A 16,003-nucleotide genomic window follows, 5' to 3' on the forward strand; every position below is an offset into this window, starting at 1 on the left:
CGGCTCAGCGCAAACAGCAAGGCCCGGCACCGCAAGGTGGCCGGGCCTTGTTTCATGCGGCGGGCGCCAGTGCCCGCCGCGTGTGCGGCGTCAGGGCGCGACGCTGAGCTGCAGCGCCTTCAGCGCCTCGTCGATGGGGATGAAGAAGTTGAAGCCCTTGCCCGACTCCACGCCGCCGCGCGTGATGGCGATGACGCGGCCGTCGCCGTCCAGCAGCGGGCCGCCGCTGCTGCCGAAGGTGACGGCGGCATCGCTCTGCAGCACGCGCCGGCCCTGCAGCACGCGGTCGGCGCTGAGCACGCCGCGCGTCATCGAGTTGTTCAGCACGCCCAGCGGCGAACCGATCGCGTAGACGTCCGAGCCCACATCCGGCGCCGGGCCGGCACGCAGCGCCAGCGCGTCGCCATCGGTCAGCGTGGTGCGCAGCAGCGCAACATCGGTCTGCTCGTTGACCTTGACGACCTCGGCCACCGCCTTGTCGCCGTTCTGCAGCTTGATGCGAGCGTACTTGGCGCCCTTCACGACATGGGCGTTGGTCAGCAGGTGGCCCGCCTTGTCGATGAAGAAGCCACTGCCCGAGCCGGACGCGGTTTCCAGCGTGACGACCGCATTGCGCAGTTGGGCCTGGTTCTTCAGCGCGCCGCCGCCCGGCAGCGCCACGCTCTTGAGCGTCAGCGTGCCGGCGCTGGCTGCCGCGGTGTCAGGCGAGCCCGGCGCCGCGGGCGCGCCAGCCACCGCGGGCGTGGCGGCGTCGTTGGCCTTGAGTGCTTCCAGGATGTCCGGCGCGGCCAGGAAGTTGGCCAGCGAGGACAGGATGGCCTTCTTGGGCATGTCCGCCGCCTTCTCCTTGCTCGTGGCCAGGCCCTCGGCGGTGGACTGGTAGACGACCTTCTGCTTCTTCTCGGAGAACAGTGCCCAGTCGATCTTGTAATAGACCCAGCCCTCGGCCTTGTTGTCCAGCCAGCAGAGCTCGTGCTTGGCTTCGGTCAGGATGCCGCCGATGCGGAAGTCGGGCGCCGCGGCCACGTCCACGTCAAAGGCATTGGACTGGCCCTTGCCGGACAGCGGGTAGCCCAGGCGCTTGAGTTCCTGCGTGACGATGGTGGCCACGTAGCCGCCATAGTTCTTCAGGTAGTTCTCGGTGATGACGGCCGGCTGGCGATTGGCGCAGAACCAGCCGTAGGAGTTGTGGCCGAGTTCGTCGCCCTGCAGCATGGAGATCTTGAGCTTGTCCACGGCCAGCGTCACCTTGAGGTCGCTGCCCTGGGCGCTGACGGCCTGCTTCTGCTGCACTGTGGGCGCTGGCGGGCCATCCGCAGCCTGCGCGGCGGGCAGGGCGAGTGCCCAGCTCAGACCCAGCACGGCGGCCGGGCGCAATCCGAAAATCATGGTTCCTCCTGGGATGTCGGTCCGGGCATGACAAGGCCCGTCCAATGCGGGCGATGGTAGCGGCGCCGAGCGGCCTGGGCTCACAGATCTGACGCGTACATCGCCGGGCAGTTGGCGGTGCCGAAGCGGTCGACCGGCACGCGAAAGCGCATGCCCTCGCGCAGTTGCTGCCAGCGCGCCGCGTCCACGCGGCAGATCCAGGCGTGGTCCTGGCGGTCGCGCAGCTCGATCTCGTAGAAAGCCTCGCGCCGTCCCAGGCGCTCGCTGCCCGGCTCGCCCGGCGGCGCCATGCGCAGCGGCGGGGTGGGCCACGTGGGTCGCTCGGCCGGGCCACCTTCCTGCTTGGCGATCCAGCTGCGCCGCCACACCAGTTGGCTGAAGCGGCAGTGCTCGGCCGAGGCGCCGCGCTGGCCGGTGGTGTCGGCCACCACGCGGCGGCTGATGTCGCGGGCGTCTGCCGGGAGCTCGTCGCACCAGGCGGAGTCGGTCTCCAGCCGCAGCCTTTCGACGAGGATTTCCATGCGCCAGCTGCGCCGCGTCAGCTCCACGGCCACGCCCGGCGGGCCGAAGGCCCACCAGCCCAGCGTCGCCAGCGTCGCGATGACCATGGCGACAAGCACCAGGGTGCGCAGGCGTGGCAGGCGCATGCGGCTCACGCCGCGTCGAACTGCGCGATGACGGCTTCTTCCCAGTGCGCCAACTCGTCCCAGCCGATGTGCAGCCAGGCCATCGCAGCGGCATGGTGCTGCGCCCAGTCGGCGTCTTCCGGCAGGCCTTCGTGGCGGCGCATCAGGTACTCGGCGATCAGGCCCGCGGCGATCAGCGTGTGAACGTCGGCATCGATGTCCGCATGGCCGAGCGCGCTGTAGTCGTGATGCAGCCGGATGGCGGTCATCAGCGTCGGCGGCAGGTTCCAGACCCGGGCCACCAGCGCGCCGACCACGGCGTGGTCGGTCCGGTGGTTGGCGTTCTCGGTGGCGATGTAGGGGCGGTCGATGCGGGCGGCGGCCTCCACCATCGTGGCGGCGTAGCCGCGCACGCTTTGCATCAGCACCGGAATGCCGACATGCAGGAACAGGCCGAAGCTGTGGGCCAGGTCCAGGGACAGGCCAGGCAGCTCGCGTGCGATGGTGGTCATCGCGACGGCGCGCTTGGCACTGCGCTCCCAGAAGCGCGCCAATTGGGGCACGTTGACCGGGATGGCGTGCTGCACCAGAAAGCCGGTCATCACGGCCACGCTTTCATTCAGGCCGATGCGCGTCATCGCCTGACCGACCGTGCTGCACGGCAGGCCCACGGGTTTGAACAGCGGCCCGTTGGCGATGCGCAGCAGCGACGCCGCCATGGCGACATCGCTGCCGGCGATGCGGGCCACGGCGTTCAGGTCGGGCTCGTCGCCGCGCATGGCTTCTTGCAGCTGCACCAGCAACGCTGGGCATGGGGGGATCTTGATCTGTTGGAGGCTGCCGCGGCGGCGTGATTCGTCGATGTCGTCGCGGATCTGCTGCGCGCGCGTGCTGAGTGCGGGGGACGCGTGGGAAGGTGCCGGGTTCTGCATAGACAAAAATCTTAGAGCGCCAGGGTGGGCGTCAGCCCGGGTACAGTGAATTCAATCGCTGACCGACGTCAATCTTGCCGACTTCTCCCACCAGTTTCGCTGTTGCCAGCCGGGCCTGCCGCTGGGGGCTGGCCCTGTTGCTGGTGCTGCCCTGGCTGGCGGCGATGGCTTATGACGCAACCCGCGTGATGGAAGCCGCCGCGCAGCGCGGCCCGCGCGTGGCCGAGCAGGCGCTGGCGCTGCTGCAGCAGATCGAGCGCAGCAGCAGCCACGAGGATGAACTGCAGCGGCTGAAGGACATCAACGACTTCTTCAACCGCCGCGTGGACTTTCGCGACGATGCGGCGACCTGGGGCGTGCCCGACTACTGGGCCTCGCCACTGGAGACGCTGGAGCGGCGCGCGGGCGACTGCGAGGACTACGCGATCGCCAAGTACTTCAGCCTTGCAGCGGCCGGCGTGCCCACGGCCCGGCTGCGCATGGTCTACGTGCGGGCGCGCATGCAGGGGCAGTCGCTGGCGCACATGGTGCTGGCCTACCATGCCCAGCCGGGCGCGGAGCCGCTCATCCTGGACAACCTGCGCCCCGAGGTGCTGCCCGCCTCGCAGCGCACCGACCTGACGCCGGTGTTCAGCTTCAACACCGAGGGCCTGTGGCAGGGCGTGGGGCAGGTCACGGCGGGCGACCCGCTGGCGCGCCTGTCGCTGTGGCGTGACCTGGTGGCCAAGGTGCGCAAGGAAGGATTCATCTGATGGAGAACGAGCCATGTCGTTGATGCGGCAGATCGCCTGGCTGGTGCTGGGCGTGGTGCTGGCGGCGCTGGTGGGCGCCGTGGGCCTGTCCACGCTGTCCACGCGCGCGCTGATGCAGACCCAGCTGGGTCTGAAGAATGCCGACAACGCGCAGTCGCTGGCGCTGGCGTTGTCGCAGCAGCAGGGCGATGTCGAGCTCATCAAGCTGCTGGTGTCGGCGCAGTTCGACACCGGCGCGTACGAGTACGTGCGCTGGCGCGATGCGCAGGGCCGCCTGGTGTTCGAGCGGGCCGGCGCGCCGCAGGAGGGGCGCTCGCCGGCCTGGTTCCGCGCGGCTGTGCCCATCCAGGCGGCGGCGGGTGTGGCCCAGGTGTCCAGCGGCTGGACGGCCATCGGCAGCGTTGAGCTGAAGAGCCACTCAAGCTACGCGCATGACGCGCTGTGGCTGGCGTCGCGCCAGCTGCTGGCCTGGCTGCTGATGGTGGGCATCGTGGCGGCCGTGCTGGCCTCGCTGGGCCTGCGCCGCATCCGCCGCCCGCTGGACGCGGCGGTGGCCCAGGCCGAGGGTGTGCTGGCTGGCAGCTACGGCCAGGTGACCGAGCCGCGTGTGCCGGAACTGCAGCGCCTGACGCGGGCAATGAACGCCATGGTCAAGCGCGTGCGCGAGCTGTTCGAGGCGCAGGCGGGCCAGCTGCTGGTGCTGCGCGAACAGGTGCACCACGACGCGCTGACAGGCGTGTCCACGCGCCGGCACTTCCTGGCCGAGCTGGATGCGGCGCTGCAGCGCGATGACGGCCCGGCCGTCGCAGGCCTGGTGCTGGTGCGCCTGCGCGATCTGCCGGGGCTGAACGCCCGCCTCGGGCGCGCGGCGGCAGACGATGTGCTGCAGACCGTGGCGACGGCCCTGCAGACCTACCCGGCCTCGGTGCCGGGCTGCCGCGTCGGGCGGCTCAATGGTGGCGACTTCGCGCTGTGGCTGCCGGCCGCGGGTGTGGCGGCCGAGACGGCGCATGCGCTGGCCGATGCGCTGCGTGCCAGCCTGCCGGCCTTCGGTGCCGGTGTGCAGGTGGCACTCGGCGCGGTGGAGCTGCCGCGCGAGCGGCCCAGCCCGGTGTGGCTGGGCGAGGCCGACGCGGCGCTGGCGCGTGCCGAGCACCTGGGCGAGTCGCGCGGTGGTTTCGTCGTGGAGGTGGTGGCCCAGGCCGGCGTGGGCCGGGAGCAGGGCGAGGGCGTCTGGCGCGCGCAGCTGCAGGATGCCGTGGCGCGGCAGCAAGGGCAGCTGGTGACGTTCCCGGTGCGGGACCGCAGCGGCCGCGTGCTGCACCTGGAATGCCCGCTGCAACTGCAGCTGGAGGGCCAGTGGGTGCCGGCGGCGGGCTGGCTGCCGCTGGCGGCGCGGGCGCGCGTGACGGCATCGGTGGATCTGTTCGCCGTGGGGCTCGCGCTGCAGGCCATCGCGTCTGACGGTCAGGCGCGCTGCATCAACCTGGCGCCGGCCTCGCTGGCAGACGCTGCCTTCCTGCCGCAGCTGCGCGACCTGCTGGGCCATGCGCCGCAGGCCGCACGCCTGCTGCTGCTGGAGCTGTCCGAGACCGCCGCCACGGAGCATTTCGACCGCCTGCTGGAGCTGGGCCGGCAGTTGCGCCCCATGGGTGTGAAGCTGGGTCTGGAGCACGCCGGAGCCGGGCTGGCGCAGGTGGAGCGGCTCTACCAGGCCGGGCTGGATTACGTGAAGCTGGACGCGTCGGTGCTGTTGGGCGTGGCTGGCGAGGCCGGGCGCGCGGCCTTCGTGCGCGGCATGGTGATCATGCTGCGCAGCCTGGCGCTGAAGGTCTACGGCGAGGGCGTCGTCGACGAGATGGACGCGCAGGCGCTGTGGGACTGCGAGCTGGACGGCCTGACCGGCCCGTGGGTGACGGCGACGCGGTGACGATTCACCCCGGGGCGGCCCGGGGTGGCACGCAGCGGCGCCGTTAGAGTCGCCCGGCTCTTTCCGCTTTTGTCAGGACTCCCGATGCGACTGCTGCTGGCCACCGTTGTTTCCTTCGCCTTTCTGCTGGCCGCCGCGCAGGCCAGTCAGGCGAGCTGCCCGCCTGTGGCGCAGGCCCCGACGCCCGAGCAGCTGCAGGCGGCCCAGGCCGCGGCCAAGGACCGCGGCGCGCTGTGGCGGCTGCGCAAGGACGGGCGCGTGTCCTATCTGTACGGCACCGTGCACGTTGGCAAGCTGGATTGGGTGTTCCCCGGGCCGCAGTTGCAGGCGGCCCTGCGGGCGACGGAGGTGCTGGCCGTGGAGGTGAACCCGATGGACCCGGCGTTCGCGGCCGAGGTTCAGGCCGCGCAGACCCAGGCGGCCCAGCTGACCCTGACCCGCGCCGAGCAGGCCCGGCTTGACGCCGAGGCCGACGCCGCTTGCCTGCCGCGAACGGCACTGGCGGCGCTGCACCCGGTGATGCAGGCGGTGACCTATGTGTCGCTGGCTGGCCGCCACGATGGCCTGGACCCGGCCTACGCGCAGGAACTCGTGCTGCTGGGCGCCGCGCAGGCGACCCAGCGCCCGGTCGTGGCGCTGGAGTCGGTGGCCAGCCAGATGGCCGTGCTGCTGCCCGTGGATGCGGCCGAGGCGCGCGCGCTGCTGAACCACACGCTGGACAGCCTGCAGCGCCAGGAGAGCCGCACCTCGCTGCGGCGCGTGAGCCAGGCCTGGGAGCGCGGCGACCTGGACGCGATGGACTCGCCGGCCAAGCTCTGCGACTGCGTGCCGACAGCGCAGGAGCTGCAGTTCCTGCGCCGGCTCAACGACGACCGCAACCCGGGGCTGGCCGACCGCATCGCCCAGGAACATGGCAAGGGCAAGGCGGTGTTCGCGGCCGTCGGCGCGCTGCACATGACGGGCGCCCAGGCCTTGCCGGGCTTGCTCAAGGCGAGGGGCTTCGAGGTCGAGCGCGTGCCGTTCTGACGACGGCGAACGTCGTCAGAGCTTCATTTCCCAGCGCAGCTGCCACTGCGTGTAGCTGGGCCCGCCGCTGCGGGTGGTAATGACGCGCGTGTCGCTGGCGATGACGCTGCCGGTGTAGTAGTCCAGCGGCGACAGGTTGCTGGCCGACAGGCGCAGCGACTGGTCCGGCGTGACGCTCCACATCACGAAGGCGTCGCTGACCAGCTTGCGGTCTGTGGACACCTCGGTCAGCACCGACTGCTGGATGGTGGCCGTGGGCGTCCAGTTCAGCGACGCGCCCAGCGACACCGGCACCGAGCGCAGCCGGTAGTCGACGCCCAGATTGGCCGTCGCCTTGGGCTGGCTGTCCAGCCGGTTGTTCGGCCCGGGGATGCCGTCGACCTTGGATGTGAAGACGCTGAGGTTGCTGCGCACGTTCAGCGGCAGGGCGTCGTCGAAGTATTCGTCCAGCCGGAACTTGGCCTCCAGTTCCAGCCCCATGGTCGTGGCCTTGCCGAGGTTGCGTGGGCGCGAGACGTAGCGCGGCGTGGCGCTCCAGCTCACGGTCTCCAGCGCCGTGAAAGTGCGCATTACGTTGGTGATGCGGCGGGCGAAGAAGTTGGCGCCCAGCATGCCGCCTTTGCTCAGGTACTTCTCGTAGCCGATCTCCAGGCCGGTGGCGAGTTCGGGCTTCAGGGCGGGGTTGCCGGCGCGGTCGGGCGTGGCTTCGTCGTGGCGCGATTCGGTGTTGATGGACGGGCGCGCCACCAGGTCCTGCAGCTGCGGGCTGCGGTAGCTGCGCGTCAGGCTCATGCGGATGGCTTCCTTGCCGCCGGCATCCAGCTTGTAGCGCGCATGGGCCAGCGGCGTGAACACGCTGGACGTGTTGCTCACCGCGTAGTTGGCCGCGCTGCTTTCGGTCTTGATGCCTTCCCAGCGCAGGCCGGCGTAGAAGTCCCACTGCTTGCCAACGTTCCACTCGTCCTGCGCGTAGGCTGCCAGGCGCGTCGTCGAGGCGTCCATGTCGTCGCCGAAATCGCCCAGGCCCTGCTGCGGCGCGCCGTTGATCAGCGTGGTGCGGGTGGAGCGCCGGTTGTTGCCTTCGCCCTCCAGGCCGAGCACCAGGCTGTGGTCGTTCTGCAGGCTGCGCGAGAACTTGCCCACCAGGTTCCAGTTGCGGTCGCGGCTGTCGGTGCTGTCCTGCTGCAGCCGCGTGCCCAGGCCGGCCAGGGATTCCTGGCGCGTGCTGCTGTTCTCGCCGCTGGCGCCGCCCACGCCGCCGCGCAGGTCGATGCGCGTGTCGGCGTCGGGGCGCATCTGCCACTGCGCATTCAGGCGCGCCATCGTGAAGCGAGTCGTGCCGACCGTTTCGATGCGGTCATAGAAGTCGACCGGCGGTGGCACGGGGGCGGGCGTTGTCGTGCGGGTGATGTCTGAGTGGCTGTCCGACTTGTTGAAGACGACGAAGGGCTGGATGGACAGCGTGTCCTGCCCGCCCAGCTTGAACTGCACGCGGCCGTTCAGGTTCACGCCCTCGCGCGAGTTCTCGCTGCGGCCGCGTGTGGACTGCAGTTCCTCGGCGCCGGTGGCCAGCGTGCGCGTCAGCCGGTCGCTGAACACGTCGTCCTCGCGTTCGCCGCGCATGGCGTTCAGGCCGAAGCTGTAGGTGTGGCCCGCGCCGAAGCTGTCGTTGCGCGTCCAGCTGACGTTGGGGCTGGCCTTGTCGCGCTCGATGCCGACACCGGCGCGGAACTCGTTGAGCTTCTTCTTCAGCGGCTCGCGCAGCACCACGTTGATGGTGCCGGCAATCGCGCGCGTGCCGTACTCGGCCGTGGGCGCGCGCAGCACCTCGATGCGCTCTACCTGCTCGGGCGGCAGCTCGCTGAGCGAGAAACCCGGCGGCATGCGCTCGCCGTCCACGAGGATCTGCGTGAAGCCGCCGCCCATGCCGCGCATGCGCACGTCGCCGCCGCGCCCCGGCGCGCCGCCGGTGGTCACGCCCGGCAGGCGCTTGAGCACCTCGCCGACGGTGGCGTCGCCGAACTTCTCGATCTCTTCGCGGGTGATGACGATCTTGCTGGCCGTGGAGGCCTTGCGGATGGTCTCTTCGCTGGCGGTGCCGGAGACCTCCACCCGCTGCAGCTGCTCGGCGCTGCGTGGCGTGGGGGTGGCCGGGCGGGCCGGGGCGGAGGCTGCTGCGGCGGCTGGCGCGGGTGCCGCGGTTTGTGCCCAGGCGCTGCCGGACAGACTGCCGCAGGCCAACAGGGCGGCGGCGGAGAGAGCGTGGAGTCGAGGAGTTTGCATGCCGTCAGCTTGCCATGCGGGGCGGCGCGGCTTGTGGCCGCTCGGTTAACGAAAGAATTCTTTACAGACGGGCGGCCCCGCGGCCCGTCACGCCGGGGATGGCCGGTGCTCGGGTGGGGGCTCGCCGGCCCGCCCGGCCCGGGGCGCCGCGCAGGGCTAGACTGCCGGCCCCATTCCTGCGAACCGCTGCCCGCCATGACCGCCATCTCCGAAGCATCGCTGCAACCCCTGCTGCAGGCCGTGATCGATCCCGGCAGCGGCCGCACGCTGGGCGAATCGCGCGCCGTGCGATCGGTGCAGGTCAGCGGCGCGGATGTCGCCGTGGACGTCGAACTGGGCTACCCGGCGGCCAGCCAGCATGCTGCGCTGCGCGCCGCCGTCATCGCGGCCGCCCGCGCACTGCCGGGCGTGGGCAATGTCAGCGTCGCCATCTCGACGCGGGTCGTCGCCCATGCGGTGCAGCGCGGCGTGCAGCTGCTGCCGGGCGTGAAGAACATCATCGCGGTGGCGTCCGGCAAGGGCGGCGTCGGCAAGAGCACCACGGCCGCCAACCTGGCGCTGGCGCTGGCCGCCGAGGGCGCCAAGGTCGGCGTGCTGGATGCCGACATCTACGGCCCCAGCCAGCCCACCATGCTAGGCGCCAGCGGCCGCCCCGAGACGCTGGATGGCCAGACCATGGAGCCGCACATCGCCCACGGCCTGCAGGTCAACTCCATCGGCTTTCTTGTGGACGACGACCAGGCCATGATCTGGCGCGGCCCCATGGCCACGCAGGCGCTGGAGCAGCTGTTGCGCCAGACCCGCTGGCAGGAGCTGGACTACCTCGTCATCGACATGCCGCCGGGCACCGGCGACATCCAGCTGACGCTGTCGCAGCGCGTGCCGGTGACCGGCGCCGTCATCGTCACCACGCCCCAGGACATTGCCCTCATCGACGCCAAGAAGGGCCTGAAGATGTTCGAGAAGGTGGGCGTGCCCATCCTGGGCATCGTCGAGAACATGGCGGTGCACATCTGCTCGAACTGCGGCCATGCCGAACACATCTTCGGCGCCGAGGGCGGGCGGCAGATGGCGGCGCAGTACGGCACGGAGCTGCTGGGCTCGCTGCCGCTGGCCATGAGCATCCGCGTGCAGGCGGATGCCGGCGCGCCCACGGTGGTGGCCGATCCGGCCGGCGAGGTGGCGGCGCTGTACAAGGCGCTGGCCCGCAAGATTGCCGTGAAGATCGCAGCGCAAGGCAAGGACTACTCGTCCAAGTTCCCGACCATCGCCATCTCCAAGGGCACCTGATTCGCGCACCCGGAAGCTGACGCCTCCCTGACTTCCGGCTTTGCCTGACGCTATCGCTGAGTCGGCCAAACACCTATTGGACAAGTCCCGTCGGTTGTGAAGAAATCCGGACGCTGCCGCGTGCCGGCGTCAATCTTCAATCTGTTGGACGGTGGGGTCCACGAGGCCCCTGGAGACGATTCCATGGACATGAACCGGAGGCATTTCTTCCGGGTGAGTGGCGCGGGGCTGGCAGCATCCAGTCTGGTCGCGCTGGGGTTCTCGCCGACGGCCGCATTGGCCGAGGCGCGCAACTTCAAACTCTCCCGGGCCACAGAGACCCGCAACACCTGCCCCTACTGCTCGGTGGGCTGCGGCGTTATCATGTACTCGCTGGGCGACAAGGCGAAAAACGTCACCTCGTCCATCATCCACATCGAAGGTGACCCGGACCACCCGGTCAACCGCGGCACGCTGTGCCCCAAGGGCGCCGGCCTGCTGGACTTCGTGCACAGCCCCAACCGGCTGAAGTTCCCCGAGATCCGCGAGCCTGGCAGCAAGGAATGGAAGCGCGTCAGCTGGGACGAGGCCATGGGCCGCCTCGTCAAGCTGATGAAGGCCGACCGCGACGCCAACTTCCAGGCCACCAACGCTGACGGCAAGACCGTCAACCGCTGGCTGACCACCGGCATGCTCTGCGCGAGCGCATCGTCCAACGAGGCGGGCTACATCACCCACAAGGCGATGCGCTCGTTGGGGATGCTGGTCTTCGACAACCAGGCGCGCGTTTGACACGCCCCGACGGTGGCCAGTCTGGCCCCGACGTTTGGGCGCGGTGCGATGACCAACCATTGGGTGGACATCAAGAACGCCGACCTCGTGCTGATCATGGGCGGCAATGCCGCCGAGGCCCACCCCTGCGGGTTCAAGTGGGTCATTGAGGCCAAGCACCACAACAAGGCCAAGCTGATCGTTGTCGATCCGCGCTTCACGCGCTCGGCCGCGATGAGCGACTACTACGCGCCCATCCGGGCGGGGGCTGACATCGCGTTCCTGGCGGGCGTGATCAACTACCTGCTGGCCGGCGACAAGATCCAGCACGAGTACGTCAAGCACTACACCAACGCCAGCTTCATCGTCGGCGAGGACTACAAGTTCGACGATGGCCTGTTCAGCGGCTACGACGAGGCCAAGCGCCGCTACGACAACAAGAGCTGGGGCTACGAGCTCGACGAGAAGGGCTTCGCCAAGGTCGACCCGACGCTGCAGCATCCGCGCTGCGTGCTCAACGTGATGAAGGCGCATTACGCGCGCTACACGCCCGAGATGGTCAGCAAGGTCACCGGCACGCCGCAGGACAAGTTCCTGAAGGTCTGCCAGATGATCTCGGAGACCGCCAAGCCCGATCGCGCCATGACCATCATGTACGCGCTGGGCTGGACGCAGCACAGCCAGGGCTCGCAGATGATCCGCACCGCGGCCATCATGCAGCTGCTGCTGGGAAACATCGGCGTGGCCGGCGGCGGCATGAATGCGCTGCGCGGGCACTCCAACATCCAGGGCCTCACCGACCTGGGCCTGCTGTCGACCTCGCTGACGGGCTACATGAGCCTGCCGCGCGAAAGCGAGCAGGATTTGGAGACCTACTACAAGCCGCGCGCCGTCAAGCCGCTGCGCCCGGGGCAGATGAGCTTCTGGCAGAACTACCCCAAGTTCTTCGTCAGCCAGCAAAAGGCCTGGTGGGGCAAGGCGGCCACGGCCGAGAACGAGTGGGCCTTCCACTACCTGCCGAAGTGGGACAAGGTCTACGACGTGCTGCAGGCCTTCGAGCTGATGAACCAGGGCAAGCTCAACGGCTACATCTGCCAGGGCTTCAACCCGGTCGGCTCCTTCCCCAACAAGAAGAAGATCGTCGGTGGCCTGTCCAAGCTCAAGTACCTGGTCATCATCGATCCGCTCAACACCGAGACCGCCGAGTTCTGGAAGAACCACGGCGAGCACCACGACGTGAAGAGCGAGGAGATCCAGACCACGGTGTTCCGCTTCCCCAGCACCTGCTTTGCCGAGGAGGACGGCTCGCTGACCAACTCCGGCCGCTGGCTGCAGTGGCACTGGAAGGGCGCCGAGCCCCCGGGCGAGGCCAAGGGCGACCCGGAGATCATTGCCCAGTTGTTCACGCGCCTGAGGGCGGCCTACGCGAAGGAGGGCGGCGCCTTCCCCGACCCCATCCTCAATCTCGCCTGGCCCTATCTGCAGCCCACCAACCCCTCGGCCGAGGAACTGGCCAAGGAGTACAACGGCAAGGCGCTGGCCGACGTGCTGGACCCCAAGGACCCGACCAAGGTGCTGGTCAAGGCCGGCGACCAGGTCAGCGGCTTCGGCCAGCTGCGCGACGACGGGTCCACGTCCTGCGGCTGCTGGATCTATGCCGGTAGCTGGACGCAGGCCGGCAACCAGATGGCGCGCCGCGACAACAGCGACCCCTACGGCATCGGCCAGACGCTGAACTGGGCCTGGGCCTGGCCAGCGAACCGCCGCGTGCTCTACAACGCGGCGTCCTGCTCGCCCGAGGGCAAGCCGTGGAACGCCAAGCGCCGTCTGGTGGCCTGGAACGGCGAGAAGTGGGGCGGCTCCGACGTGCCCGACATCCGGCCCGACGCCAACCCGACGGACGCCGAGGCTGTGCGGCCCTTCATCATGACGGCCGAGGGCGTGGCGCGTCTATTCGCGCCCACGGGCCTGGTGGACGGCCCATTGCCGGAGCACTACGAGCCCTTCGAGACACCGCTGGCCGCCAACCCCATGCACCCCAACAACGCCAAGGCCAAGAGCAATCCGGCCGCGCGCGTGTTCAAGGGCGACATGGAGGCCTTCGGTACGCCCAAGGACTTCCCATACGTGGCGACGTCCTACCGGCTGACCGAGCACTTCCACTACTGGACCAAGAACGTGCGCTCGTCCGCCGTGACGCAGCCGCAGCAATTCGTCGAGATCGGTGAGGAATTGGCCAAGGAGAAGGGCGTGGCCAATGGCGACTGGGTCAAGGTGAGCAGCAACCGCGGCTTCATCAAGGCCGTGGCCGTGGTGAGCAAGCGCATCGCGTCGCTGGACGTGGACGGCAAACGGGTGCACACCGTGGGCCTGCCCAATCACTGGGGCTTCGTCGGCGTCGCCAAGCCCGGGTATCTCGTCAACACGCTGACCCCCTTCGTGGGCGATGCGAACACGCAGACGCCCGAGTTCAAGAGCTTCACCGTGAACCTTGAAAAGGCTTGACCATGTCTTCACTCCAATCTCTCGACATCGCCAAGCGCTCGGCCACGACCACCAACCCGCCGCAGGCGCGCAAGACCATCGAGGTCGCCAAGCTCATCGACGTCTCCTCCTGCATCGGCTGCAAGGCCTGCCAGGTGGCCTGCATGCAGTGGAACGACCTGCGTGACGACGTGGGCGAGGCGCACGGCACCTACGACAACCCGCGCGACCTGACGCCGCAGAGCTGGACGGTCATGCGCTACTCCGAGGTGGAGGTCGAAAAAGACCGGCTCGAGTGGCTGATCCGCAAGGACGGCTGCATGCACTGCGAGGATCCGGGCTGCCTCAAGAGCTGCCCGGCGCCCGGTGCCATCGTGAAGTACACGAATGGCATCGTGGACTTCATCTCCGAGCACTGCGTGGGCTGCGGCAACTGCGTCACTGGCTGCCCCTTCGACGTGCCGCGCCTGTCCAAGGTCGACAGCAAGGCCTACAAGTGCTCGCTGTGCTCCGACCGGGTCGGCGTCGGGCTGGAGCCGGCGTGCGCCAAGGCCTGCCCGACCGGCGCCATCCGCTTCGGCACCAAGGAGGACATGCTGGACTACGGTGCCGAGCGCGTGACCGACCTCAAGGACCGCGGCTATGCCAACGCGGGCGTCTATGACCCGCAGGGCGTTGGCGGCACCCACGTCGTCTATGTGCTGCAGCACGCCGACAAGCCCGAGCTCTACCACGGCCTGCCCGCCGATCCCAAGATCAGCCCGCTGGTGTCGCTGTGGAAGGGGGCGGCCAAGCCGCTGGCGGTGGCGGCGATGGTGGGGGCGGTCGTGGCCGGCTTCTTCCACTACATGAAGGTCGGTCCGGTGGAGTCCAAGGACGACGCCGACAACAAGGCGGACGCCTGAAGGAGCACGACATGGCAATTCGAACCCTGCGTCGCTACGAAGACCGCGACCGCATGAACCACTGGCTCATCGCGCTGCTGTTCGTGCTGGCCGGGCTGTCCGGCCTGGCCTTCTTCCACCCGAGTCTGTACTTCTTCAGCGCGCTGTTCGGCGGCGGCGTCTGGACACGCATCCTGCATCCGTTCTTCGGTGTCGCCATGGTGCTGGCCTTCGCGGTGATGTTCTTCCGCCTGTGGCGCGACAACGTGTTCACGCCGTCGGATCGGGACTGGGTGGCGCACAGCGGCGACATGCTGCGCGGCAACAAGGCGGCCATGCCGCCGGTGGGCAAGTACAACGCCGGCCAGAAGGGTGTGTTCTGGCTGATGAGCCTGTGCCTCGTGGTGCTGCTGGTGACCGGTGTGATGTTCTGGCAGCCCTGGTTCGCCAGCAGCTTCCCCATCCTGCTGCGCCGCATCGCCGTCGTGCTGCATGCGGCCAGCGCGGTCGTGCTGATCCTGGGCGTCATCATGCATGTGTACGCCGCGATCTGGGTCAAGGGCACGGTGCGCGCGATGACGCGTGGCACGGTGACCGAGGGCTGGGCGCGTCAGAATCACCCGCTGTGGCACCGTGAGATGACAGGCAAGCAGTGACCCCGACGACCAGCACCTCCCAGAAACTCCTCAGCCCCGAAGAGATCGCCGTCCGTGCGGGCGAGCAGCTGACCTTTGTGCACCTGCCCGATGCCGGCGTGTTCGCCGCGCGGGCACTGCGCTTGCGCGAGCTGGCCGCCGGCCATGCGATGCGCGACTTCCTGCTATTCGTCGCCGAACTGGCCGACGCCCAGCACCGGGCGCTCAAGGCCGGCGTCAGCGTGCCGGTGCCCTCGGCCGAGCAGGTGGGCGCCGCCGCGCGCGACGGCGTGCCGCTGCTGCCAGCCGAGGCCTGGGTTCGCGAGCCGGTCTGGCGCGACAGCCTGCGTGCACTGCTGCGCGATCTCGCCGCGCATCTGCCGGAAGGCCCGGCGCGTGCCGCCGCAGCCCACCTGGCTGACGCGACGGATGAGCACCTGGACACGCAAGCCGGCCGCCTGCTGACCGGCGTGATGCTGGGGCTGGACCTGGCCGCCGCGCCGCTGATCGCCGCCGGCCTACAGCTCCATTGGGTGCGCCTGGTGCAGCAGACCGCCGTCGCCCACGGCGGCGGTGCGGTCGCGCCCTTCGGCCGCATCGACGACCCGACCGTCTGCCCCTGTTGCGGATCGCGCCCCGTGGCGTCACTGGAGCGCCTGGGCGCCGAGGGCGCGCGTTACCTGGCCTGCGGTCTGTGTGCCACGCAGTGGCATTACGTGCGCATCAAGTGCACGCACTGCCAGAGCACCAAGGGCATCTCGCTGCAGAACCTCGTCGCAGCCGACGCCAGCGCGCCCGAGGCGCAGCCGGCCGTGCAGGCCGAGTGCTGCAGCGAGTGCGGTCACTACCTCAAGCTGATGCACCCGGCGCGTGACAACGGCCTCGAACCCGTGGCTGATGACCTGGCCACGCTGACGCTCGATCTGCTCGTCAGCGAGGACGGCCAGCAGCGCCACGGCCTGAACCTGCTGCTGCTCTTCGGCGAGCCCGACGAGGCCCCACCGCCCGGCGGAGGACATTGA

Annotated in this window: 12 protein-coding genes; 8 read left to right on the top strand and 4 right to left on the bottom strand. The window is 69.4% G+C overall.

Features of this window, described 5'->3' with window-relative positions; translation table 11 throughout:
- Positions 1-90: 90 nt before the first annotated feature.
- From NYO99_RS02410 to NYO99_RS02420, 3 genes are all read right to left on the bottom strand, one after another.
- Positions 91-1,389, bottom strand: a complete 1,299-nt coding sequence (locus NYO99_RS02410) for a S1C family serine protease (protein ID WP_268165504.1) — start codon at positions 1,387-1,389, stop codon at positions 91-93.
- A gap of 80 nt (positions 1,390-1,469) precedes the next feature.
- Positions 1,470-2,036 (bottom strand): hypothetical protein, encoded by a 567-nt coding sequence (locus NYO99_RS02415; RefSeq protein ID WP_268165505.1) that lies wholly within the window; start codon positions 2,034-2,036, stop codon positions 1,470-1,472.
- Positions 2,037-2,041: 5 nt separating this feature from the next.
- Entirely contained in the window at positions 2,042-2,947 is a 906-nt protein-coding gene (locus NYO99_RS02420) for an HDOD domain-containing protein (protein ID WP_268165506.1), read from the bottom strand.
- A gap of 74 nt (positions 2,948-3,021) precedes the next feature.
- Between NYO99_RS02420 and NYO99_RS02425 the strand changes: the two genes are divergently transcribed.
- The 3 genes from NYO99_RS02425 (at position 3,022) to NYO99_RS02435 (ending at position 6,655) form a co-directional block, all read left to right on the top strand.
- Positions 3,022-3,699, top strand: coding sequence for a transglutaminase-like cysteine peptidase (locus tag NYO99_RS02425; protein WP_268165507.1), 678 nt, complete (start codon positions 3,022-3,024; stop codon positions 3,697-3,699).
- Between the two features lie 13 nt (positions 3,700-3,712).
- On the top strand, positions 3,713-5,629 hold the full coding sequence (locus tag NYO99_RS02430; RefSeq protein ID WP_268165508.1) for an EAL domain-containing protein: 1,917 nt from the start codon (positions 3,713-3,715) through the stop codon (positions 5,627-5,629).
- Positions 5,630-5,713: 84 nt separating this feature from the next.
- Complete coding sequence (locus NYO99_RS02435) at positions 5,714-6,655, top strand: TraB/GumN family protein (RefSeq protein ID WP_268165509.1); 942 nt, start codon at positions 5,714-5,716, stop codon at positions 6,653-6,655.
- Between the two features lie 15 nt (positions 6,656-6,670).
- Here NYO99_RS02435 and NYO99_RS02440 read toward each other — a convergent pair whose 3' ends face one another.
- Positions 6,671-8,938: a TonB-dependent receptor plug domain-containing protein gene (locus NYO99_RS02440; RefSeq protein ID WP_268165510.1), complete on the bottom strand. Its 2,268-nt coding sequence runs from the start codon at positions 8,936-8,938 to the stop codon at positions 6,671-6,673.
- A gap of 195 nt (positions 8,939-9,133) precedes the next feature.
- Between NYO99_RS02440 and apbC the strand changes: the two genes are divergently transcribed.
- From apbC to fdhE, 5 genes are all read left to right on the top strand, one after another.
- Positions 9,134-10,228, top strand: a complete 1,095-nt coding sequence (gene apbC, locus NYO99_RS02445) for an iron-sulfur cluster carrier protein ApbC (protein ID WP_268165511.1) — start codon at positions 9,134-9,136, stop codon at positions 10,226-10,228.
- 183 nt (positions 10,229-10,411) lie between these two features.
- On the top strand, positions 10,412-13,483 hold the full coding sequence (gene fdnG / locus NYO99_RS02450; RefSeq protein WP_268165512.1) for a formate dehydrogenase-N subunit alpha: 3,072 nt from the start codon (positions 10,412-10,414) through the stop codon (positions 13,481-13,483).
- Positions 13,484-13,485: 2 nt separating this feature from the next.
- On the top strand, positions 13,486-14,367 hold the full coding sequence (gene fdxH, locus NYO99_RS02455; protein ID WP_268165513.1) for a formate dehydrogenase subunit beta: 882 nt from the start codon (positions 13,486-13,488) through the stop codon (positions 14,365-14,367).
- Between the two features lie 11 nt (positions 14,368-14,378).
- Positions 14,379-15,002: a formate dehydrogenase subunit gamma gene (locus tag NYO99_RS02460; protein WP_268165514.1), complete on the top strand. Its 624-nt coding sequence runs from the start codon at positions 14,379-14,381 to the stop codon at positions 15,000-15,002.
- Positions 14,999-16,003 carry a formate dehydrogenase accessory protein FdhE gene (gene fdhE, locus NYO99_RS02465; protein WP_268165515.1) on the top strand — a complete coding sequence of 335 codons (1,005 nt, stop codon included), beginning with the start codon at positions 14,999-15,001 and terminating at the stop codon, positions 16,001-16,003. Before NYO99_RS02460 ends, fdhE begins: the two co-directional genes overlap by 4 nt.

Source organism: Roseateles hydrophilus (genome assembly GCF_026712245.1).
In the GTDB taxonomy this organism is placed as follows: domain Bacteria; phylum Pseudomonadota; class Gammaproteobacteria; order Burkholderiales; family Burkholderiaceae_C; genus Pelomonas; species Pelomonas hydrophilus.